The 22021-nt window shown below is 56.1% G+C and carries 19 protein-coding genes and 1 pseudogene; 17 read left to right on the top strand and 3 right to left on the bottom strand.

Going from position 1 to position 22021, the window contains the following annotated elements; all coding sequences use genetic code 11:
* Positions 1-40: 40 nt before the first annotated feature.
* On the bottom strand, positions 41-679 hold the full coding sequence (locus ACQKRQ_RS09360) for a sel1 repeat family protein (protein ID WP_427476522.1): 639 nt from the start codon (positions 677-679) through the stop codon (positions 41-43).
* 338 nt (positions 680-1017) lie between these two features.
* On the opposite strand from ACQKRQ_RS09360, the gene hxsA2 reads away from it, so the two are divergent.
* The 16 genes and pseudogenes from hxsA2 (at position 1018) to ACQKRQ_RS09280 (ending at position 17735) form a co-directional block, all read left to right on the top strand.
* A complete protein-coding gene (hxsA2, locus tag ACQKRQ_RS09355) occupies positions 1018-1308 on the top strand; it encodes a His-Xaa-Ser repeat protein HxsA2 (protein WP_427476520.1) in 291 nt (96 codons plus the stop codon).
* Entirely contained in the window at positions 1305-1604 is a 300-nt protein-coding gene (gene hxsD, locus ACQKRQ_RS09350; protein ID WP_427476519.1) for a His-Xaa-Ser system protein HxsD, read from the top strand. Before hxsA2 ends, hxsD begins: the two co-directional genes overlap by 4 nt.
* A 9-nt stretch (positions 1605-1613) precedes the next feature.
* Entirely contained in the window at positions 1614-3071 is a 1458-nt protein-coding gene (gene hxsB, locus ACQKRQ_RS09345; protein ID WP_427476517.1) for a His-Xaa-Ser system radical SAM maturase HxsB, read from the top strand.
* Positions 3065-4264, top strand: a complete 1200-nt coding sequence (hxsC, locus tag ACQKRQ_RS09340) for a His-Xaa-Ser system radical SAM maturase HxsC (RefSeq protein WP_427476515.1) — start codon at positions 3065-3067, stop codon at positions 4262-4264. The genes hxsB and hxsC overlap by 7 nt, the downstream gene beginning before the upstream one ends.
* 209 nt (positions 4265-4473) lie before the next feature.
* The gene (locus tag ACQKRQ_RS09335; RefSeq protein ID WP_427476513.1) at positions 4474-4746 is read left to right on the top strand and encodes a hypothetical protein; all 273 of its coding nucleotides are present in this window, start codon (positions 4474-4476) and stop codon (positions 4744-4746) included.
* A 263-nt stretch (positions 4747-5009) separates the two neighbouring features.
* Entirely contained in the window at positions 5010-5249 is a 240-nt protein-coding gene (locus tag ACQKRQ_RS09330; protein WP_427476511.1) for a hypothetical protein, read from the top strand.
* Between the two features lie 110 nt (positions 5250-5359).
* Positions 5360-8128 (top strand): type VI secretion system Vgr family protein, encoded by a 2769-nt coding sequence (locus ACQKRQ_RS09325; RefSeq protein WP_427476509.1) that lies wholly within the window; start codon positions 5360-5362, stop codon positions 8126-8128.
* A 2-nt stretch (positions 8129-8130) separates the two neighbouring features.
* Positions 8131-9699, top strand: coding sequence for a hypothetical protein (locus ACQKRQ_RS09320; RefSeq protein WP_427476508.1), 1569 nt, complete (start codon positions 8131-8133; stop codon positions 9697-9699).
* Positions 9696-10790: an Imm72 family immunity protein gene (locus ACQKRQ_RS09315; RefSeq protein ID WP_427476506.1), complete on the top strand. Its 1095-nt coding sequence runs from the start codon at positions 9696-9698 to the stop codon at positions 10788-10790. The genes ACQKRQ_RS09320 and ACQKRQ_RS09315 overlap by 4 nt, the downstream gene beginning before the upstream one ends.
* A 94-nt stretch (positions 10791-10884) precedes the next feature.
* Positions 10885-11053: pseudogene (locus ACQKRQ_RS09310) on the top strand (SOS response-associated peptidase family protein); the annotation flags it as partial.
* A 753-nt stretch (positions 11054-11806) separates the two neighbouring features.
* Positions 11807-13174 carry a DnaJ domain-containing protein gene (locus ACQKRQ_RS09305; RefSeq protein ID WP_427476504.1) on the top strand — a complete coding sequence of 456 codons (1368 nt, stop codon included), beginning with the start codon at positions 11807-11809 and terminating at the stop codon, positions 13172-13174.
* 161 nt (positions 13175-13335) lie between these two features.
* A complete protein-coding gene (locus ACQKRQ_RS09300; protein WP_427476502.1) occupies positions 13336-14049 on the top strand; it encodes a hypothetical protein in 714 nt (237 codons plus the stop codon).
* A gap of 189 nt (positions 14050-14238) precedes the next feature.
* Positions 14239-15294: a hypothetical protein gene (locus ACQKRQ_RS09295; RefSeq protein ID WP_427476501.1), complete on the top strand. Its 1056-nt coding sequence runs from the start codon at positions 14239-14241 to the stop codon at positions 15292-15294.
* Between the two features lie 935 nt (positions 15295-16229).
* A complete protein-coding gene (locus tag ACQKRQ_RS09290) occupies positions 16230-16718 on the top strand; it encodes a hypothetical protein (RefSeq protein WP_427476499.1) in 489 nt (162 codons plus the stop codon).
* A gap of 2 nt (positions 16719-16720) precedes the next feature.
* Positions 16721-17236 (top strand): helix-turn-helix domain-containing protein, encoded by a 516-nt coding sequence (locus tag ACQKRQ_RS09285; protein WP_427476497.1) that lies wholly within the window; start codon positions 16721-16723, stop codon positions 17234-17236.
* On the top strand, positions 17217-17735 hold the full coding sequence (locus ACQKRQ_RS09280) for a protein-export chaperone SecB (protein WP_427476495.1): 519 nt from the start codon (positions 17217-17219) through the stop codon (positions 17733-17735). Before ACQKRQ_RS09285 ends, ACQKRQ_RS09280 begins: the two co-directional genes overlap by 20 nt.
* Before the next feature lie 226 nt (positions 17736-17961).
* Here the strand turns inward: ACQKRQ_RS09280 and tcmP are convergent, their stop codons facing one another.
* Positions 17962-18795 (bottom strand): three-Cys-motif partner protein TcmP, encoded by an 834-nt coding sequence (gene tcmP, locus ACQKRQ_RS09275; protein ID WP_427476493.1) that lies wholly within the window; start codon positions 18793-18795, stop codon positions 17962-17964.
* A 121-nt stretch (positions 18796-18916) separates the two neighbouring features.
* Here tcmP and ACQKRQ_RS09270 point away from each other — a divergent pair, with 121 nt between their 5' ends.
* Positions 18917-20182 carry a three-Cys-motif partner protein TcmP gene (locus ACQKRQ_RS09270; RefSeq protein ID WP_427476491.1) on the top strand — a complete coding sequence of 422 codons (1266 nt, stop codon included), beginning with the start codon at positions 18917-18919 and terminating at the stop codon, positions 20180-20182.
* On the opposite strand, the gene ACQKRQ_RS09265 is transcribed toward ACQKRQ_RS09270, so the two are convergent.
* Positions 20175-20924: a DUF5131 family protein gene (locus tag ACQKRQ_RS09265; protein ID WP_427476489.1), complete on the bottom strand. Its 750-nt coding sequence runs from the start codon at positions 20922-20924 to the stop codon at positions 20175-20177. The genes ACQKRQ_RS09270 and ACQKRQ_RS09265 overlap by 8 nt on opposite strands.
* Positions 20925-22021 lie beyond the last annotated feature (1097 nt).

Raw genomic sequence — 22021 nt, 5'->3', positions numbered from 1 at the left:
GCTCGGTTTTCCTTGCGTCGGCCTGCGCGATTGGCGTGATTTACCGTGAATGGGTCCGCAATGCGTCCAGACGGGCCGCGCATTTGGCGTTCGAACCACCGCGCTTGTAGGCCTGTGCGGCCTTTGAGCTGTCGGGGACAACGTCGCCGGGAGCACTTCTGTCCCAGTGCCCCTCCCAGTACAAACCAAGGTTGTACGCGGCTGACCGGTGTCCAAGCTCCAAGGCCGTGGCATACATGTCCTTGGCCATCTCAAGGTCGGCGTCCATGCCACGACCAAGCCGCGCACTGTCCGCAATAGCTGCTGCCGCCATGCCGCGCAGCGGCTCGCTCGCCGTATCGTCCTTCAGCACGTCGCCCAGAATGACGTGCCCGCCTTCGTAATCCGCAGGTCCACCTGTCTCCGTGACAAGAGACAATGCAAGCGCGACCCGGAGGGATGGGTGCCGGTCAGGGCCAACCAGTTTAAGCAGCCGCCGACCGAGGTAGGGCGCGCCGAACAATGGGCTTGTGAGCAGGCCATTCGCAATGGCCGCGATAGATTCAAGTGAAAGAAATCCGACCTTGTGTGCCGACACGACGTGCCGGAAGAACTTTTCTACGTCGAGTCCCGGGTCGCCCTGGCGAAGTTGTGCCCACTCGCGTTCAATTTGGCCCAACCAGCTGGAATCTACAGACATCAGCTATGCGTCCTGTGGTGAGCGATAAGGACGATGATACCTCACCGCTAGTGTCGTCTGATGTCCCACCCATGGCGAGGCGGAACCGTCGCAGGCTTGAGTCGATGGCTCCGTCCTGCCCTTGCGAGGCTGGTCAGGTAGCGCAGGCGATTTTCAGTTGACTGAGTTAGCGCGAAGCAGGCGGCGGGTCGTAAGAGGGAGCTGTTTGTGAGTCTGTCGGGTTACGCGAAATGTGCTTTCAAAATGCAAGCGTTTCGTCTAATCTTTCCTACGTGCCAACGGGATGGCGCTTAACAAGACCAACATTCGAACCCCATAATCGAGAAGAGACAGAGACCATGAAAGCCAAATTCCTCGTTCCAGTAGGAACGCTGGTTGCCGCAATGGCGGCCGAGCACGCCAGTGCGTCGGTTGCACCGCCGGATTCAGTCATCGAACCGCGCCAATCTGCCGACTTGACCGCCTCCAACGTCATTCCCGCGTTAGAGCCGCAAGACTTAACGGTTCGTGCCGGCGAGGACGCATACGGGTTTGTTTTGAAGCGTGCCGAGAGCGGTCAACTGATGGCTTATCACAGCTCACACTCGTCGCATAGCTCGCACTACTCGCACCGCTCCTCGTCGTCGTGAATACCGGCACCGAAGGGCACGAAGTCCTTTTCGACCGGCAGGTCTACGCAACGGAAGCAGTTCAAAAAGCTGCGTACCGGTTCGTCGACCGGATGGCCGTGAACCTCCAGGTCACCGATACGCAGATTCGTTGCATGATATTCGTCGACCCGGAAGTTCGCACGCCCGATGACGTGATTCGAGAGTTCCAGAAGGAAGTGCTCGACCAGCATCTCCGTCTGAAAATCGCGTCCGAGACCGAGTCAATCAGGCATCTCATCCTTGCCCATGCGTTCTCAAGGACCGGGCTGACGTAGGAGCAGGCTGTGAGCAAGTTTCTCCCGCCGTCCGAATTTGCAGCGGGCGGTGCGTATTCGCTATTGCCGTTTAACTTCACACGACTGGACGGCGAGCGTTACGTCGCTACCAACATGGCTGGCGAATACCTAACCCTTGACCCGCGTAATCTAGAGCGGCTCGTGAGGCATGAGGTGCGTCCCGACGAGACCCTGTTCCGCGACCTACGTGCGAAGCACTTCATCGAAGTACAGGGTGACCGCTCGCCGCGCGAGCTGCTCGCGCTCAAGACGCGGACTCGATACCAGCGACTGCCGAATTTTACGAACCTTCACATCTTCGTAGCCACGCTCCGCTGCGACCATAGCTGCCCATACTGTCAGGTTTCCAGGCAGTCTGAGGACAGAGCGGCGTTCGACATGTCGAGCGAAATCGCAGACCGCTCGCTCGACCTGATGTTCCGCTCACCATCGCCCGCGCTGAAACTCGAGTTCCAGGGCGGCGAGCCACTGTTGAATTTCGACCTGGTACGTTACGTTGTCGAGAAAGCCGAATCGCGCGCAAAGCTGGAATCGCGCGAACTGGAAATCGTTATCGCGACGACGCTATCGCTCGCGACGCAGGAAATCCTCGAATATTGTCGTGACCATCGCATTCTGCTGTCGACGTCGCTCGATGGCCCGGCGGACCTGCATAACCGCAATCGTCCCCGGCCCGGGCGCGATAGCTACGAACGCTACATGCAAGGACTACAAAAAGCGCGTGAAATTGTAGGTTTCGACCGTGTCTCGGCATTGATGACAACGACGCAGCACAGTCTGCCGCGCGTTCGCGAAATCATTGACGAATACGTTACAAATGGCTTCGATGGAATCTTTTTGCGCCCGCTGTCGCCTTATGGATTTGCGGTGAAAACTAAAGCTATCGACGCTTACGACCTTACACGCTGGCTTGAATTCTATTTCGAAGGGCTCGAATACATTCTTGAATTGAATCTCGCTGGCGTTCCGTTCCGTGAGCACTATGCGGCGCTCGTGCTTCAAAAAATGCTGACGTCCAACGACCCCGGGTATGTTGACTTGATGAATCCTGCTGGCACCGGCACCGCCGCAGTGGTCTTCAATTACGACGGGGGCGTCTTCGCGTCAGACGAAGCACGGATGTTGGCGGAAATGGGTGATATGACGTTCAAACTCGGAAACGTGCTGGAAAACACCTATGAGGACATCTTCCTCTCGGAGCACTTGCTCCAAGCGCTCGAAGACTCATTTACGTTGTCTGCCCCTATGTGTTCAGAATGTGCTTTCGAGCCGTTCTGCGGCGCAGACCCTGTCTATGCGCATGCTATTCATGGCGATGTGGTCGGGCGCAAGCCATCATCAGATTTTTGCCGTCGCAACATGGCAATTTTTCGACGACTGATTACGATGATGGAATCCAATTCGGCCACGAAGGAGATTTTCCGGAACTGGGGGGCGCGATGCTGAAACTTGGCGGGAAGGTAATTTCGATTGTGCCTGTCGAGGGACTGGCAACGAGCGACCCGCCGATGCCTCGCCGCGTCCGGGGCAACGTCCTCCTTCCGGTTGTTGCGGGTTCCCGGCCTGTCACCGAAGCGGTCCGCCGGAAAAGCGCGTATCTGTTGCGCGACGGTTCGGCACCAACCGGGTACGCTCACTATTTCGCCTTGATGCGAGACGCTCATGCCGTGCAGTCCGTGGAATCCGATGTCCCGCTCACCGTGCTCCCTGATGAATTCGACTATCTCGACGATGGCGACATTGTGCGAATCAACGTCGAGCGAGGTGACGTGCGAGTCCTGTATCGGCGCAATAGCCCGCATAACACAATCTTGGTGACAGAGCAGTGCCAGCATTACTGCCTGATGTGTTCGCAGCCGCCGAAGAACGTTGACGACAGTTGGTTGGATGACGAGGCGAAAGAGCTGATTCGGCTCATGCCGCGCTCGACCGAGGTGCTCGGCTTCACCGGTGGAGAACCGACGCTTTTTGGCGACCGGTTCCTCGAGACGTTACGCCTGACGAAAACTCTATTGCCGCGTACGAAGATTCATATCCTCTCCAACGGCCGTACTTTTGCCGACCGTTCCTTCGCCAAGAGGTATGCGGCGATTGGGCATCCGGACATAACTGTCGGAATCCCTCTGTATTCAGATGACGCGGCTATTCATGACCACATCGTGCAGGCAAAAGGGGCATTCGACGAGACGGTTCGGGGCATTCTCAACCTCAAGGAGCTGGGGCAGAAGGTCGAGATTCGCGTTGTCCTGCACGCATTGAGTGTCGGCAGACTTGAGCAACTTGCAACGTACATCACGCGAAACCTGCTTTTTGTCGACCATGTTGCGCTCATGGGGCTCGAAATTACGGGATTTACTCGCGCAAATCTGGATGAGCTGTGGGTTGACCAGTTTGACTACAAGCAGGTCCTGAGCCGAGCGGTCCGAACCCTGGAAGACCACGGAATGCATGTTTCTGTGTACAACCATCAGCTCTGCCTTGTGAATGAAGACATCAAGCGCGCCTATCGGAAGTCCATCTCGGACTGGAAGAACGAATACATTAACGCTTGCGCGCCCTGTACGCGAAAGCATGAATGTGGCGGCTTCTTTTCGTCTGCGGTGCAGCACAAGTACAGTGTTCATATTCGACCGTTTTAGTGTGGCTGATGCTGCCGAACCGAAGCGGGGCTACGCGCATCGGTGGTCGTGGCATTGGCAGCAGCCTCGTCGTGATGGCGCGTACTGACTTACTGACTCGCTGCGACGAACCAAGACGCCCGCTCTCTCGGGCAGTTTGCATTTCAGCGCCAGGTCGCGGAACGCCTTACTTGCGCTAGACTGGCTTGAGCAGCCGGAAGGAGACCTGGATGATACGGAAGACGCTCAATGCCTCGCAGCTTCAGCAGGAGGTCAACCGACGAATCCATCGAGTGCAGGAAATCGTCGAGGATGGCGTGAAGATTCGTGTGCCGCGGCCGCAGATGCAGGAGCCTGACAAGACAGGCTGCAACTGGAACATGACCCACTTCGGCAACGTAGTCGGCTTCGAGCGCGACATCGAGGGCGTGCTCAAGGCCGTGCGTGCGGAATACAACCTTAGTACCGAAGTGAAAGACACCGGCAACCCGTTTGGGGACTAACCGCGAAAGACATCGATTCGTTGTTCGTTTTTGACTGCGTGTCTACGAATGATGCGCTTATCTCAAGTGGTCCGCCTCGCGACACCCCGTCGCAGATATTCCTCGCCCTGAAACATATGCTTGTACATGACATAGCGAACTTCTAGCTGGCTTGAGGCGGGATTTCAATTTTCAGCACGCGAGGGTGACTACATTCGAGGCCCATTTGAGCGGCGTTGCCCCGAAGGTGCAGGTTTGATGGGCCCCGCTGTTTCGATGTGTACATGAAAGAATCTGCGCCTCGTGCCCGAGCGGATTTTGCCATTGGTGGCAGCAGCACGGCTTTGTTCGCAGTCATTCTTCCGGATGCGTGCCGATTCGATTTCTTTTTATTCATATTGCATAAAACGCAGTGTTCTGATTTCGGCGCGATTTTATATGTCTCAACCCCGTTTCACGATTTATTTTTTATAAAAAATGCCGAGGACGACGTTAAACATTCATCTGGAAGCTTCTCCCGGTAGTGAATGTCGAAAACTACAATATTTAACTTTCTTGCGCTGTGAATTTCATCTGATATTTTGTAAAATCGCGCGGAGCGCGTTCGCGCTGTTAATCCATAAGAAGAGGCGGTATGGGTGCGCAGGACATAATCACGGCAATTTCCGGGGGGCTGGTTCAACAAGGTCGGCTTTTAAAGCTGGACACTCCGTTGGGCGACAATGTCCTGTTGCCACAGCGTGTTGTTGCTCGCTCGCGGCTCGGTCGCCAGTACGAATTCACAGTGGATGTCGTTTCAACGTCCACGGATATTGAACTCAAGAAGCTGATTGCGCAGCCGGTCACCTTATGGCTGCAGCAGAGCAATACGTCTTATCTGCCGCACCACGGATATATTCATACCGGCCGCCGTCTCGGCTCAGATGGCGGCCTGACCAGCTATCAGATTGGCTTTTCGTCATGGATGCACTTCCTGAAATTCCGCAAGGACGCTCGCGTTTTTCAGGACCAAACGGTCGACGAAATTCTCACCACCGTCTTCAACGGCCATCCTCAAGCTCAAGGTGCATTCCGCTTTGAACTACAAAAACCGCTCCCCCAGCGGTCGTTTTGCGTTCAATACGAAGACGACTGGAATTTCTGCCGCCGTTTGATGGAGTCTGAGGGCCTGTTTGGTTATGTAGAACAAGGCGACGATGGCAAATCGCACATGCTGGTTGTCACCGACGATGTGTATTCGTTGAGGCCGAGCGAACCTCGAGTCCTGCAATTCTCTCGCGCAGGCACGAATTCTTCATCTGAAGCCTGGGTCCAGTGGTCAGGTTCGCGCACGCTGCATAGCTCGTCGCTGTCTACGAGGACGTTCGATTACAAATCTCCGGGTGATGACAAGTCGACCAATGTGCCCACTTTGCCGACACATGGAAATCTGCCTGCCCAGGCTGAAGTATATGAATACACCGGTGCGTACACGCATCTGACCCAGGACCGCGGCGACCATCTGTCCAGAATCCGGATGGAGGAATGGGAGTCGCGGGCGAAGCGCTTTGCGGCCGTCGGCGGGGTACGAAACATCGACGCCGGCAAGTGGTTCGAACTTCAGGGCCATCCCGAACACGACTGGGACGCCGAACAGCAGCGGCAGTTCGCGGTTATTGAGGCTCGCTGGTACATACAGAACAACCTGCCGGTCTCGACAACTGCCGATTTGCCGCACAGTCTCAAGACAGAAATCGGGCAGGTGCGCACTGCGCATGCATGCGCCGCATCGGCATTCGTTGTGGCTCACGACGATGGGAGCGAAGGTTTCTATCTAGTTGAGGTCGAAACCCAGCGCCGGACAGTTCCATTCCGCAGCCCTCTTGAGCACGTCAAGCCGGTGATGACCCTCCAGACCGCTACGGTCGCTGGACCAGCCAACGCCGAAGTCTTCACGGATGAGCTGAATCGCATAAAGGTCCAGTTTCACTGGGACCGTCTGAATAGCGGTGATGAAAACGCTTCATGCTGGGTCCGTGTGGCCTACTCCGACACGGGCGGTGCTTACGGCGGTGTTCATGTACCGCGAATCGGTGAAGAGGTCATCGTTTCATTCCTCGACGGTGATTGCGACCGGCCCATCGTTACGGGTAGGGTTTTCAATTCTGACAAGTCACCGCACTGGCATTCAAACGGACTGTTATCTGGGTACAAGTCGAAGGAGTACGGCGGCGCTGGATACAACCAGATGGTGATGGACGATGCAACCGGCCAGAACCGGGTCCAGTTGTATTCGACCAGTACGAACGCGCATCTGCATCTCGGCTACCTCATAGACCAGGCGGGCAACAACCGTGGGTCGTATCTGGGAAGCGGGTTTGACCTGAAGTCCGACGCTTACGGCGCCGTTCGCGCGGCTCAGGGTTTGTATGTTTCAACGCACCCGGCGAACGGTTCGTCGAGCCAGCCGCTCGACGTTCGTGACACCCAGCAGCAACTCATCAATTCCGAGAGCGTCATGGAGGCGTTGTCAGGCGCCAGCGAGACGCATCAGGCTGAAAGCCTGACGGATGGGCGCGATTCGCTGAAAGCGTTCACCGATGCGACACAAAACAGCGTTTCCGGAACGTCGTCAGGAGGAAACACCGCTGGCGGGGGCACTGGCAACGCCAATGCCTTCAAGGAGCCTGTGATGCTGTTCGGGAGCCCGGCAGGCATTGCGCTGTCGACCCCACGCTCTACGCATATTGCGGCCGACCAGCAGGTGAATATCGTCAGCGGGCAAAACACGCATATAGCGACAGGCAAATCGCTGGTCGCAAGCGTCGCGCAACGTATCAGCCTCTTCGTCCAGAACGCCGGCATGAAACTGTTTGCGGCGAAGGGCAAGGTTGAGATTCAGGCGCATTCCGACAACATCGAACTGACAGCACAGAAGACACTTCGATTACTGTCCGCCACGGAGAAAATCGAGGCAGCAGCGAACCAGGAAATCCTGTTGACCTCGGGCGGCGCATACATTCGTATAGCGGGCGGCAACATTGAAATTCATGCGCCTGGCAACATCGACATAAAAGGCAGCCAGCATTCGTTCAACGGGCCCGCCAGCGCCACCTATCCTCTGCCAGCACTGCCGACGTCCAGATACGACACCGCGATGCAGTACCTGTATCACGACAATGAACCGGTTCAAGGTGCGAAATACACGGCCACGCTATCTGACGGCAGCACGCGCCAGGGCACTCTCGACGCACAGGGACGGATGAGTCTCAAGGATGTCCCGGTGGGGCCGGTCAAGGTTGAACTCGGCCCGGATGCGCGCTCATACGTACGCAAGGACCACACCAACAATCCGGACTTCAAGGGTGAGCAACTGTCTGACGCCGACATTGATTCGCTGATTCAAAAGCACGGGGGAGCGTGAGAGTGGACTGGAGCATAGAAGACTTCAAGGCGACCTCAATGGAGGTCGGTCAATGGTGCTGGGGGACGATGCAGGGAGCGTTCAACGAGAAGCAAACCATCAGTCAGGTCATTACTGACGCCGCAATCGGCATGATACCGCTGGTTGGAGATGTCACCGCGGTACGTGATTTGTTATCCGTATCTATTGGCATGGGTTCCGACCCAAAAAAGCGGACCGAAATTTTGCAATGGGTCCTGCTCGTCGTCCTGGTATTCGCGCTAATACCGGTCGTCGGAGGAGTAATAAAAGGCGTCGGGCGGCTAACCCTTCGCGTTGCCGGCGACGCAGCCAAAGATACGGCGCTACTTGGTGAAACAGTTCAGTTTCTAAACCGCGTGGGACACGGTGACGCTACGAAGTGGTTGAAAGGCTTGGACCTTAGCAAATACCAACCCGACGTTCTTTCGAAGCTGAAGGATTTCTGCGTGACCATGCGGCGCGCAATACAGAAGTCCCTTGAGTCGCGTGTCGGCAAGCTTCTACCTGATGTCTGGCGAGCGAAACTCCAGGCTATCTCGGGTGGAATTCAGTCCGTGTTCGACCTAGCGGATAAGATGGTTCCGGAAGCATTCAAAGAGCTCATCGCAAGATTGAAAGTGTTGCAGCAACTCGTCTATCGTGGCGAGATGCACGAAATTGCCACGGGCGGCATGCCAAAAATCCGGCGTGAAGCGGAGGCCTATCTCGACGAGCGCAAGCTCGCAAGGCAAATCCGAAGAGGTCGATTTCCTTCCGCTGCATGCGCTGCAGATGGGACTGAGGCAGAGGCACTGGTTCGAGCCAAATACCAGCCCAAGATAGACGAGGGTTGGCCGAATCTCTTCGGAAAAACAGGCAAAATGCCTGTGTTTGGTGACGAAACTGTGTTTCTGGACGTCGCTTCATTCCACGGCGAAATCAAGGCGCTGGACGCTCAGCAACTTGCTGGTAAAAAACTATATCGGGCGTTTGGCAAGAAGTCAGAGCTGGCGACATACGAACCCGGAAGTTCGGCAGGTGGACGTAGCCCGGCATACTGGGGCGTCGGGGACGCTCCCAAGAGCGCTGAAGAATGGCGCACACGTTCCGCCGTGCTGGACACATGGAATGGCAATGGTTATCTGGCTGTTCTGCATCTACCGGATGATTTCGCGATGCGCATGCCACAGGCTAAGGCGTGGCAAGGCAAAATTGCGGAGCAGTTCGGAAGTTCCACGCCAGTGCAGTATCTGGAGGGTGGAGGCGAGCAAGTCGTGATTGACCTCGGCAAACTGGCGGAAGAGATAACAAAGGTAGGTGAAAAAATCAAAGCTGGCGAATTAGCCGCCAGTGGGCCAATGATTGTCGACGGTATTCGAGTTGATTTCTTCGAAACGAAGTGGGAAAACGTCGAAAAAGTTTACGGATACAGTCGGTTTGAGGACGATATTGGCTACGCGGCAAAAACACGCCGGCTTGCGACCGACGAAGTGCAGAGCAAGGTCACGCAGACGAACAGTGTGAAGACGGCTGCAGTGCGAACTGGCGCCAATCTCGAGACGCAACGGTGACATATACGATGAAGCAGTACGACATGCAGGATAACCTAACTAGCCGTCAAGTTTTCTGGTTGCTTCAGAGGCTGACAAGCTATGCGCTCTGGAAAAAGAAGCGTGACGCGTTCGCCATCTTTGCAGACGAGTACGAAATCGCCGTCAAGACGTGGCCAGAGGGCGACCCAGAGTACATGCCGGCTGACAACCTGTCGACCATCTACGAGATTCTGGGTCTATACGACAAGGGCCTGGAGCAGCTAGCGCGTGGATATCGTTTCATTTGGAAAGATGGTCAACCATTGAAGCTCGCGGTCAATCGCTACTATCACCTTTGCCAGTACTTCTTTCCCCACCCGTCGTATTGGGAGCGAGGCGCTCAGTTGGCTCCATATCCAGCCAAGGTGGATAGACTTGCCCGATTGATGCGTGCATCCGAGTTCCAGATGGAGCAAGCGCCTTTCGAGGTTGCGGCCTCAAACGACAATTTTGCTCAGTTGCAGTCGGCGACATTACTTCTGGACCCGGACCGCTATAAGTACCAGTTCTACGAATTGGATTACCCCGTTTTCCCACCGTCACTTCCGGAAATCCCTGCCTCCCTCGGTCCGGTAGTCGAGTCCGGTGACGAGGTCACCGCCGACGGCATCTGGGAGCCCGTAAAAATTAGCCGCGGTAAGGTGCTAGGACTGCTATCGGTCGGTGAGAAGACGGAACAAAACAATGGCTGCTTCAACTATTTGGTCAAAGGGACTCATGCGCCGAATATCAAAGGGCGGCCTGACCCACTCACTTTGCGGTCTGCCGTCACGAGTACCCACTGGCGTCTATTGTGGGAAGACACGCGATACAAGGATGGGGTGATTGCGGACGAGTCACAGTATTTCCTCGCTGCGAAGCGCGAAGATGCGCCCGCTGAGCTTGCTGACGTTCCAGACGTCAAGACTGGGGACATGTGTCCGGTTTCTGGGGTGTGGCGTGCAGAAAAATACGCGGACTCGTCTATTCACATAGTCGCAGGAGCGGTGATGCCGGACCTGATGGTCACAGATAACCTGGGCGAGAGGAAAGTGCATTGGGTGACCTGGCACCTAGTCAAGAGAACGTGACAATCTTCCGGGGGGTAAGGCGACTGCCGAGGACGCGAGAACTTGTGGGCAATTAAGGTCGAGCTCAACGCTGTCACCTCTGGATTGCAATATGGACGAGCCGCCGCCGGAGGTCGCAGCCGCTGTCACGACCGGTGCATCATCCCTATATGCCGGAAAATATAGACGCTTGGCTCAACCCGGATGCATCGGACTTGGCGGCGCAGTATGCGATTCTTGATGACAGGGACCGGCCTTTCTATGAACACCGACTGGCGGCATAAGCAATAGCCTTCCACTTGATTATGGCTGGCCTCACAAGTGACCCATCCGCTCAACCATGACCTACGAGCGCGTGCTGAGCTACTCGCTTACCTTGTCTCGTCGCACCTGCTGGCGAAGCAACTAACGGGTGAATGGCTATCTGCAGACCACATAGTCGAGCCCACGACTTTGTGGCTACTTTCGCGATTTTGTCCAGTTTGAAGGTCTTCTCCTGGTCAAGCCCTGGCACCCGCGCGAACACCGCGTCGCTCAGAATCCGAAACGGGATGAGGGGCCGGGGTATTCCAGGGTTGCTCCCGCCGTTATATATGACAGTTACAACCAATTCATTTTGCTGGGCGACTGTGAGCAGCTCGACAAAGGAAGGCATGCGTGGCTCCTTTCTCGCGCTCGCCATGGCTGCTGCAGTGGTGACGGGCGCTATTAACTTTTGTGGTCCTTTGACGGTTATCGGCAATACTGGCAGCGCTTTATACCCCGTTGCTCCGGTCGGTGATGACCACCGACTGCCGCTCCAAGGCGCGTGAGCCTTCAGAAACATCGAGCGCATCCTGCCCACACGGCACCAGCGCAACGTTACGTTTTCTCAACGCGGAAGCCCTACGGCCAAACCCCTCCGCGCCACCAAAATCGAGTCGCTATTGTCATCTATGGGATTGACGCGCCGATAGATTCTTTCACAGTCGAAATTAAGCCTACGGTTTTCTTTCGTTCCGCCGATAACCAGGGATAGACAAAATTGAGCTACGCACATGGCGACTACTCACACGCACTACGACAATCTGAGAGTGTCCCGAAACGCACCGCCGGAAGTCATTCGGGCCGCGTATAAGGCGTTGACACAACGCTACCATCCGGACAAAAGCCACAGTCCCGACGCGACCCGCATAATGAAAATTCTGAACGAAGCGTATGAGGTTCTCAGCGATTCCGAGAAGCGGCGTCAGTATGATGAGAGCATTGAAAGAGATGCTCGTCAGTCGCGTGCTACTCCGCAACCCGAGACACCGTCAACGGGTTTTACCGAACAAGGCCGTGCGGAGCCCTCATTTCGAGCTAACCATGAGGACACCACTCCTCCGTCGGACCATCCGCCAACCGGTGCCACTGTAGATGCTGGTCACCCTGCTTTAATGCCGATGGCGGGGCGTTGGTCAAGGTTCTTCGCTCGCAGTTTCGACCTGTGGTGGGAAATCGCGGCTGTAGCGTTCATCGGGGGCTATTGGCTCGCCCAGAATTCAGCTTGGTACGTCGAAACTATGAATGGACCCAGTGCGAAGTTGTATGCTTCGGTACTCTTTCTCCCACTCGCGCTAGTCCTAGACGCCTTCGTTTATCGGATATTTCGAAATACACCAGGAAAAGCGTTGCTAGGCTTGAAAGTAACGACAATTGATGGAAGCCGCTTGACGTTTGATGCCTACCTGCGGCGGAACTTCGCCCTTTGGGTGAGCGGCCTAGCAGTCGGTCTGCCACTGTTCAATTTGGGGACGATGATTCGGCAGTCGTCCCGACTAGGCAACGCAGAACAGGCGAGCTATGACGAGTCCAGTGGCAACAGGGTACGCGTCAGCAAGAGTGGAATCTTAAGAAAGCTGCTCTTTGCCGTGGCATATGTTCTTGTTGTTGGCAGTCTGTCCATCGCGAATCGAGCCGCCGAACTCTCAAATGCGACCCCTCGCGTTCCAGTCGGTGCTCCGAGTGTGGCATGGACGAACCCAGTGACGGGGAGAAGCGCGATGGTTGAGCCGATTTGGACCTTCGCTCAGCAGTCGCACGAAGGGACACCGGTCTACTCGTTTACGGAAAAGACCCAGCACGCTGCAGCTTACTTTGCCCAAGAAAATTTTCCGCGGACTGACCTACGAGAGTACGTGAACCTTTATCGCCAAAGCGTCGCGGACACAATGCGGCTTAACGGATACGGCTCGTTCGCTGACGACGGGAATTTTTGGCAGGTCGACGGTGAGTTGCTGAAAGAGTCGCTCCGTGTCCATGTCTCTATCGTACGACATGGCACCAGTTTCTGGCGCATCGTTGAAATCCAAGACAAGCCCTATGCATTTACTGACGACCGATTGACGACGCTTCGCACAGCGCTTTGGCAAACGCTACGCTAGCCCTCGACTAGGGTAAAAGGCTGGCAGGCAGGTCGTGCCATGCCTGCCGGCAATCGCCCTGAAATCCAACCACCCTGCAACGGTCGAGTATTCCCGCAACGCCCGGCGGGCTAAAAGAAATTGTATACGCCGCGAATTCGGCGGCTAAACCTGAGAGAAAAATGAAGAAAGCGTTGGTTGTTGTTGCAGTTGCTGCGTTCACCCTGGCGGCATGCTCCAAACCTGAAGATACTGTCATTCCGAGTGACTCAAAAAATTGGGACACGCAACTCGCGCCCGAAGTGAAGAAGCTAAGCGACGGCGATAAGCAGTTGCTAACAGGCTATCTCGTGCGAGCAAAGATGGGCGAGGCCTTCGGCGGTACGCCCATGCCGGTCGGGACGACTGTAGGACAAGGAATTGAACGTCAGAAGGACTGGCTTGCGAAACAAGAGGCGCAAAAGGCCGAGCAGGGGCGCCTGAAGAAAGAAGTCGAGGTACAAAAAGCCGCTGCTGCCGCAGAGCTTTCCAAGAGCGTGGTGCTGGCATTCCTGTCGCAGCACATCATGCCGAAGGATATGTACGCACATCGTTACAGTGACGAGTTCCTCATTGACGTCGCGGTCCAGAACGCGAGCCAGAAGCCCATCAAAGGCGTGAAGGCAGACCTAGTTTTTAAGAACACGTTCGGCGAGACAATTTACACCAGCGGCCTCACCATTGAGCAATCCATTCAGCCTGGCGCAAAGGCCACCTGGGAAGGTGGACATGAGCTCAACGAGTTCAAGGACTCCGACAAGAAGCTTATGAACTTACAGGAAGGCAGCTACACAGCGGAAATTCGTCCGACAATGGTTGTCTTCGCTGATGGCAGCAGCATCGGGTCGGCCGAGTAGGGGCCTGCCACTCTGAAGAGTATCCACGGGCCGTGCGGTCGCCGCATACAAGCGGCGCGACGTCAAGTTGTGGACTCACGAGACAGGTTGCTCTGCGGACGCTGCTGAAATGCGACCTCGCTTTGGCGAGGTTCAACAGTTCGATACTTCGCAGACGTTGAGACGAACAACAGGTTACTAGGAAGGACAATGAAGATTGCTCTCAAATTGACGGCAATCCTGCTCGCTATGTCGTTCGCAAATAGTGGTAAGGCGATGACGTTTTCCGCGCCGAAGCACAGTATCGAAGATGTGATGACATGGTTCAGCTGGCACGGAGATACGACGCGAATCTACGCCGAGGGAGAGATAACTGAATCCAGTGCGCAGGAGTTAGACAGCTTCGTGAGGGTAAACCGCATTGATAGCGGCGAGGTCCTGTTCAATTCTCCCGGCGGCTCTCTGCTAGGCGGCATCCGGCTCGGAACGCTGATTAGGAAGTTGAATTTCGACACCGGTATCGGAACCTACTCTCAAGGCTCCATGGTCACGCGTGGCATCTGCGCGAGCGCATGCGCATATGCGTTTGCCGGCGGACGTGGCCGATATTATTCCGGAGGTAGCGCGAAGCTCGGTGTTCACCAGTTCTACGCTGAAGATAAAGATATCAACAACCAGACGAGCCAGGCCATGAGCGGGCTAATCGTGGCGTACCTGCAAAAGATGGGAGTAGACGCGTTGGCATTGACGGCATCCGCGTCGGTTGGTCCAAACGATATCCTGTGGCTCACAAAGGAAGAAGCAAAGGAACTGCACTTCGCCAACGATGGCACTGAAGCCACAACTGCTGACCTGAAGCAGGCGGAAGGTCAGACATACCTTAAGGTCGAGCAGAAGTACACGGGTTTTAGCTCGCGATTCTTATTTACGTGCACCGGTGGGAAGATGCGGCTCATGGGCGGTCTCGTTACAAACCCGCAAGACGCGAAGCAAAAATATGATTGGGCGACAAAGTCGTTTTTCACTTTTGACGCGCGCACCATTCAGGAAATGCCCAAGCGTCCTAATGAGCCAAGCCTGATTGCGAGCGATTCGACTCTGTGGGTCACACGGAATCTTTCTCGCGATGACATTGCGATTCTGCTTACCTCTAAGACGATGACCATGTGGGTCGGCGCGGATGGGGCAGTTGGATATACGGCGCCCGCCGATATCCAGGTAGTCAAAGCGAAAATCCGGGACTACGTGGGCAATTGCAGGATGTGAGCGGTGCGGTATCTGCTGAATAGCCTTCACGTCCACGAATAGCAAAGCAATTGCGGCCGCAAGTTCTGGTCCGAGCGGCTTGGTGGCTCATTATTGAACGGACACCGAAGACGTACATGTCGTCTTTCTGGTGCTGGATATGTCGCAATCGATGCTACGAAATGCGGCGAAGTTGGCCGAGACGAACTCGGACCGTAGCGTCCCCGGAATTGCTAATTTTGTCGGGTAGCGTCTCTGGAAGGGGAGGTCGAAGCTCGCGCAGCGGGCTCCACAGCATGGCGGTCCGATGTCGGATGCCGGATGTCAGCGCGAAGCCCGCGCGCATGCCCAATTTTTGTCGGATAGCGTTAATGTCTCGCTGGGATGGTATGGCCGTCCAACATTGGTGTTGTCACGGTTCCGGAAATAAAAAGGCGAGCTTATGGGGGCTCGCCTTGTCAATATCGGATAGCTCGGCTCAGCCGCCAAAAAGACGGCTCGCGAAAGCTTCATAATGTCCGCGGCGCCCGAGATGGCGCCAACATTGGTCTCAACCGAGGGCCTGCAGCGCCTGCGCTAGCACTGCCGACCGGCGCCGAAGAGTCGTCAGATACCGTGAACCCCCGTCTACGCTTGCCTGGATGCGCTTTGTAATCACTTCAAGCTCGTCTGCATACAACTCCCGCTGAAACTCCAAATCGTCCAATTCATACTCGACGGTCCGTGCCAGCAAAGCGGTCGGACAAGCGTTATATGCCTTCATTGTAGTGTCCTCTCCTTGTGACGATTTCAAGTCTAGATATCGGCACAAAGCGGGGTAACTTCAACCTTACCGGCCGAATGGAAATATCACAACGCATTGCGTCGAGACGGACAAAACGTATGTAGAATCTGTAACCTTTCTTCGGTTGCCCGTGGCTTGCCGAACACTGCACAACCTTCACTTTTAAGTTAACATGGCGTACCATCTGCGCATTCTGCAGCGTCGCTCCATCGGGATATCGGGGCCGGAACCGACTCCCGGGAAGAGCCCGAGGAAGCTTGTGGCTTGGTGCGCAAAGGACGACGCCTCAACCTGCGAATTGCTTCTCCAAGTCGTCCAGCTCGAACAGGCGCCTCGCAAAGCCGCGCTTCTGGAGCTTGCGAAGTTGATTCAGGTTGCGGCATCGGGTCAACCCGTTGCGGAGTTTTACGACGAAAAGCAGTGTCACAAGACTCATTCGTTCGACTACAACGGCAAGACGCGGGATGTATGGCGAGTAAGAAGAGGGGACGTGCGGGTCACCTTTTACTATGGGCAGGACAAGCTGATTTTGCTAACCCATGCATTTCCGAAATATAAGGACAGGCTCACCAAAGCGCAGGAGCGCGACTTGGAGCGAGCCGTCAAAGAATTCATCGACGCCGAAGAGGCCGAGCAGTTCAGATTTGTTACGGAGCCATAGACATGAGCGCAGCGAAATCATCCACCAGCATACGTAGAGACCTTGCATCGTTGCTGGCTGAGGCAGCACAGGCTGAGGATTTCGACTTTGAACTGAAGGCGCAAGAAGTAGCGGTAAATCTTTCCTCGTTGATGATGCATGCCGGATGGACAAGGGCCGACCTCGCCCGAAACCTGGACTGGAAGCCAGCGCGCGTGAGCAAAGTGCTCGGGGGCAAAGAGAACCTGACGCTACGCACGCTTTACGCTGTTTTCAAGGCTTTGGGATACACCTTCGACGTAGTACCGCGGGTTGAGTCAGAGCGAGCACCGATGCAACCTTGGCAACGCTTCTCCTTTGACAAAAAACACGTGGTTTCCAGAGGCATGAAGCTTGAGGAAGTGCCTACCGTTGCATCGCAAGGCTGCCGTCCGGAAGACGCTTGGCCAGCATGGTTCTCCGATACCCAGAAAAACTTCTACAAAGTCGACTTCACGGCAGCAAACACGGACTACTACGATGCAGCGCTCGCCTCTTGACCTGCAACACTATCATTTCAACAAGCTTGAGATTCAAGCGACCGGCGACGGTGGTCGCCCGCAGCCCAGCTCGGGAGTCGGACCATATCCAAGCTTTGATGGCGTTGACTTCTCCGCTAACGTTCAGGTTTCGGCTCCTTCCGAGCAGTCTTCCCCTTTCAGGTTCGCATTGAAGCTTGGTCTGACGTGTAAGCCCAAGAAGGCAAAGACGCCCTTCCCGTATTCCTTCGAAGTCGAAGCCGAAGGTTTCTTCGAGGCAACAGCGGACGACGAGAAGAAAGCACACAAGCTTGCCGTCATAAATGGCTCGGCGGTGCTCTATGGAGCAATCAGGGAGCAGTTGTTGACCCTTACGGGACGTTTCCCTCAAGGACCAATGATGCTTCCCACCGTCAATTTTTTGAACTTGTTCCCTGCGCAGGAACGGGCCACTGCCGCAGCAGCAGTAGCAGCACCACAAACTCCGAAAAAGTCACGGAAGAAAACGACTGAAGCATAGTCGCACGCGACCTCCAAACGGAACTCAGCGGCCAACATAGCAAGGCGTCCCGAACGACAAATAGCAAAGGGCTCTGCGTAGTGTGCGGAGCCCTTTCATTTCTCGGCATCGGCGGGTCGCGCCAAGTCGCAAATCTGCTCGAGTCAGTTAAAGCAAAGGACGCACCATGCTCCTCAAGCGCGGCTATGGCTCGGCGGGCATCTGTGATTAGAGGGGCCGATGTAAGTCAGAACCCCGGAAGGGATTGTTGGCGCGACGTCGGCAACGCAGCGTCATTCCAAAGCTTCGTGGCGAGCGGATGACGGGCAAGATGGATGAGGCGATACAGCGGCCCCTTGTTCATGTTGACGAATAGCGGCTTGGACTGGGCAATCTGCATCTTGGTCAGGTCTGTGACGAGCGATTCCCAATATTCCAGATACGCACCTACCTGTTCGCGCTTGGGGACATCTTGCAACCGCAGTTTGCTGCGCCAACCCGGCGCGGCTGCATCCAACCTCGAGCTGGCCAGATTGAAGTCGCCGCCGATGTTTCGCTGAACGTCCATCACGCTGAAGTGAATCAGCAGGTCGATGTTCGGCCGCGCAGCAAGCTTGCGAATAATCTCGAAGTCGAGGTGCTCGATGTTGAATGGGTCGAGGAATGCGAAATGCAGTCCCCGCGGAAGCTTTCCGAGCACAAGGTCGACGGTCTTGGACGCGCTACCCACATACGCCTGCACCTTGGCGCCTGCGCCGCGAAGTCGCGCCGAACATGCCTCCACGCTTTCCGCATTGGCATCGGCGATGAATATCTGGTTGAACGGCGCGCCACCGCGTTCTGACATGCGCCACGCAGACAGCACGCCGCCATCAGATATAACCCCAGACTCACGATTCAGAACCCGCCCGGGACCAGCAAAAAGGTCTATAAACGAGGCATAAGGCCACTTCGCCCGAGCCTTCCGAGCCGCGTCGACATAACGTGACAGTGCAACATGCTTGTCTTCCGACCAGGGACCAACCTTCATGACCGGCAGACCGTCAGCCGGGTCGATGACAATCTCGTCGTCGTGTTTCATGGCCACGCTTTTTCTCGTTTTGGGGGCTCAGTGGAGAGGCCAAACAGTATGCCGTTATTTCGAAAAATTTACTAAAACCTGATAATCTTTAGCGAGACCAAAAGGCCACATAACACCAAAAATGGCGAAGACAGAAGACAAATATTTCTGGCAGGTTGGGCATCCTCCGCCGATTCTCGACCAGCACAGTGCCGTCAAGCATTCGATTGTCGAACAGTACGTTCAACAGTACATCGAAACTCTAATGAGTATGCCGACCATGCCAAAACTAACTTTGACGTTAGTGGACGGGTTCGCTGGTGGGGGGGAATACCTTAACGACAAAGCCGAGTCCGTCGACGGCACGCCATTACTTATGATGCGCGGCGCATACTTGGCACGTGCCAACGTGAATGTTGGGCGGCGTACGCCGCGCGAGGTCGATGCCGAGTTTTTCTTCGTGGAGAAGAAGCCGGAATCCGCGGAGTATCTGGTTCAACATCTGGAGAAACGGCGCGCCGGAGGCGCCGTCTCGCAACAGGACTTCGCGCGGTCCAAAGTGCTGAAAGGTGGCTTTCTGGAACAACTGCAGGGAATCGTCAGGCGCATCAAAGAGCGCAAAGGCGGTAACCGGGCGATTTTTCTGCTCGACCAGTACAGCTACAACGCCGTTCCGATGGACAAGCTTCGATGGCTGATGACGGAGCTGCCGAACGCCGAGGTCATCATGACCTTCAATGTCGACTCGCTCCTTACGTACATCAGTGATAGAGAGGCGAATCGCAAGGCTGTCCGGGGCATCGGCATCGAGCAGTACATCCCTTGGGCCCAGCTAGGCCAAATCAAGGCGGAGCATGGCCGGGCAGCGCTCCAGCGCTACGTTGCGCACGGCATCAAAGCGGAAACAGGCGCGCCGTTCATGACGTTGTTCTTTGTCCGACCAGACTCGGCGAATCCCTGGAGCTACTGGCTTGTGCATCTGTCGCGGCAGTACAAAGCTCACGACGTGATGAAGTCGCTACACTGGGAGCATTCGAGCGAGTTCGGACACGAGCTCGAGCCCGGGCTCTTCATGCTCGGCTATGACCCGAAACGGGATGAGCAACATACCGGTCAGTCCATCCTCTTCGACGCCGGGGGCGCAGAGCTCTGCATCGAGACGTTGAAGGACGACCTCGGCCGGGTATTGTCGGGCCGACAGGAACCGCTCACCGTGCGGCAATTGTTGACCGAACATATCTCGAACACTATCGCCGACGAAACGCGACTGCAAATGGTCATCCGGGGTTTGCACGCCGCGGGCAATATCGTGGTGTCGAACAAGGAAGACAGAAAGCGGCGGCCGTCAAAGCACTACAACGCATCCGACGTCATCGAATACTCGCCCCAGCGGCGCTTCTTCAGGTAAGCAGTACGCGCTCGGGCATGTCGTCCCAAGTCCGACCTTCGAGGAGCCGGCCATTCGCGCCCTTCGAGCGGCGCACGCCATCGCGGCCCCACGTGCCCCATTGCTTGAAGAAGAACTTCACGCCTTGCTCCTCACACTGGACCTTGACGTTTTGCACCCACTCTTCGCGCATCGGACGAGCCTTTGGACCAGATTCCCCACCGACGATAACCCAGTCGATGTTCTCAAGATTCAAGGTGCCAAGGTCCTCGAGGAGAGGCTCGACTGACAGGAAGCGTACGCCGCCTTCAACCTCGCGCAACTCATCGATACGGGGTACCCCATACTTGCGGTCCTCAACGGTCACACCGAGCCAAGCATTCGCCGGAATGTCTCGACGACTGCAGTAGCTCGCCAGGCGTTCTGCACGCTTCGTGAGAATCTGGAAGGTGTGTTGCGGACATGCTCGAATAGAGTCGAACACCCGCGTGATGTAGGCGTCCGGGACGGAGCGGTGAAACAGGTCGGACATCGAGTTGACGAAGTACACCGTCGGGCTTTTGCGCTTCAACGGCTCGTCGAGGCGACCAGGCAGAATATTCAGCTTGAATCCGTTCTCATAGCCAGGCGTGCCCATGGCGTGCAGGCGCTTCGCCATGCTTTCTGCATAACAGTTCTTGCAGCCCTTGGAGATTTTCGTGCAGCCCACCGTTGGGTTCCACGTGCGCTCGGTCCACTCAATCTTGCTTTGCCCACCGCTCATTATTCGACCTCTCTATTTGGTTGCGATTTTATCGGGCTTCCTGCGGGCGCTACGAAATAGCCATGCTTCTGTCATGTGCTCCCGTTTTCTCGATGCTCGTGAGCGACGACACACGACTCCTCGCAGTTTTGCCTTCGTAGTATAGAATGATTACTGTATATTTATACAGTAGTTTGGGAGATATGATTGTCTACTACCGGGCCGGGCTACGCTTCGGACGCTTGGGCAACCAAAGTCACTGAGAGCCGAAACAGACGAGTTCACCCGATGCTGCCGCGATGTTCGACTGAGCGCCCGGCGATGAGGCGAGACAATTTATATCGGCCATGTTGGCTCACGGAACCCGACACACGTTCATAGCAACACGAAGACGATGCGGCAGGCTAACGGTCTCCCAGTTCACGAAGGCAGAAATCCTCGCGGTCGGCATCCATCGTGCACGGTTGAGTCACACGAGGAGCTGGTTTGACGAGCTCGACGCGTTGATGAGCAGCGGAAAGCGGCGCGCCGCATAGGAAGGGTGGAAGTTCATTGGGTCGTCGTACGACGGCAGGCGGGCGAGGCAGGGCCTCGCCCGTGATTGCGCAATGGGTTGTTTGGAGGTTGCGCCATCCAGCACGCGCCGACGGGGTATCGCGCGAGCGAACGGCGTTGGTCTCTGTCTTCGCTCTTTCAGGGGCGAGTCCGCTTTCGCGTCGAGGGCTGCCCCCATGGGTTGTTACTTTTGCCGCCAGCCGGCGTCGCGTTGCCTCGGTTGCCACCGGACTTTGCGCCTGTCGTGCTCGGCCGATTACCGCCGACAAACCCGGTACCTGCCCGACCTCGGCCGGGGCTGCCTGCCTTCGAACCACCTCCGACGGACTGCCCGCTACCTGTCTGCCCTCCTTTGCTGCCGCTGCCTTTGCTCGTAGGTCACTTCGAAGTGAGTTCGTCATCTGCGACGGAAACAGCATCCGCCTGACATACATCTAAGGTCATTGGCGCTTTGCAGTAAAAGACGACCGGCCCGGATGCGTCACTCCGGCCGCTACAGACCGGTCAGCCCCGAACTGGGGCGCCGGCATTTAAATGATGTCGCGTTTCGGGCGATGAATTCC

It is taken from the genome of Paraburkholderia sp. NPDC080076 (genome assembly GCF_050281145.1).
Classification (GTDB): domain Bacteria; phylum Pseudomonadota; class Gammaproteobacteria; order Burkholderiales; family Burkholderiaceae; genus Paraburkholderia.
This window is presented reverse-complemented; position numbering and strand designations above follow the sequence as displayed.

Coding starts and splice junctions, on each gene's coding strand:
- ACQKRQ_RS09360 (WP_427476522.1), bottom strand. CDS start 679: ATGTCTGTAGATTCCAGCTGGTTGGGCCAAATTGAACGCGAGTGGGCA.
- hxsA2 (WP_427476520.1), top strand. CDS start 1,018: ATGAAAGCCAAATTCCTCGTTCCAGTAGGAACGCTGGTTGCCGCAATG.
- hxsC (WP_427476515.1), top strand. CDS start 3,065: ATGCTGAAACTTGGCGGGAAGGTAATTTCGATTGTGCCTGTCGAGGGA.
- ACQKRQ_RS09335 (WP_427476513.1), top strand. CDS start 4,474: ATGATACGGAAGACGCTCAATGCCTCGCAGCTTCAGCAGGAGGTCAAC.
- ACQKRQ_RS09330 (WP_427476511.1), top strand. CDS start 5,010: ATGAAAGAATCTGCGCCTCGTGCCCGAGCGGATTTTGCCATTGGTGGC.
- ACQKRQ_RS09325 (WP_427476509.1), top strand. CDS start 5,360: ATGGGTGCGCAGGACATAATCACGGCAATTTCCGGGGGGCTGGTTCAA.
- ACQKRQ_RS09305 (WP_427476504.1), top strand. CDS start 11,807: ATGGCGACTACTCACACGCACTACGACAATCTGAGAGTGTCCCGAAAC.
- ACQKRQ_RS09300 (WP_427476502.1), top strand. CDS start 13,336: ATGAAGAAAGCGTTGGTTGTTGTTGCAGTTGCTGCGTTCACCCTGGCG.
- ACQKRQ_RS09295 (WP_427476501.1), top strand. CDS start 14,239: ATGAAGATTGCTCTCAAATTGACGGCAATCCTGCTCGCTATGTCGTTC.
- ACQKRQ_RS09290 (WP_427476499.1), top strand. CDS start 16,230: ATGGCGTACCATCTGCGCATTCTGCAGCGTCGCTCCATCGGGATATCG.
- ACQKRQ_RS09285 (WP_427476497.1), top strand. CDS start 16,721: ATGAGCGCAGCGAAATCATCCACCAGCATACGTAGAGACCTTGCATCG.
- ACQKRQ_RS09280 (WP_427476495.1), top strand. CDS start 17,217: ATGCAGCGCTCGCCTCTTGACCTGCAACACTATCATTTCAACAAGCTT.
- tcmP (WP_427476493.1), bottom strand. CDS start 18,795: ATGAAACACGACGACGAGATTGTCATCGACCCGGCTGACGGTCTGCCG.
- ACQKRQ_RS09270 (WP_427476491.1), top strand. CDS start 18,917: ATGGCGAAGACAGAAGACAAATATTTCTGGCAGGTTGGGCATCCTCCG.
- ACQKRQ_RS09265 (WP_427476489.1), bottom strand. CDS start 20,924: ATGAGCGGTGGGCAAAGCAAGATTGAGTGGACCGAGCGCACGTGGAAC.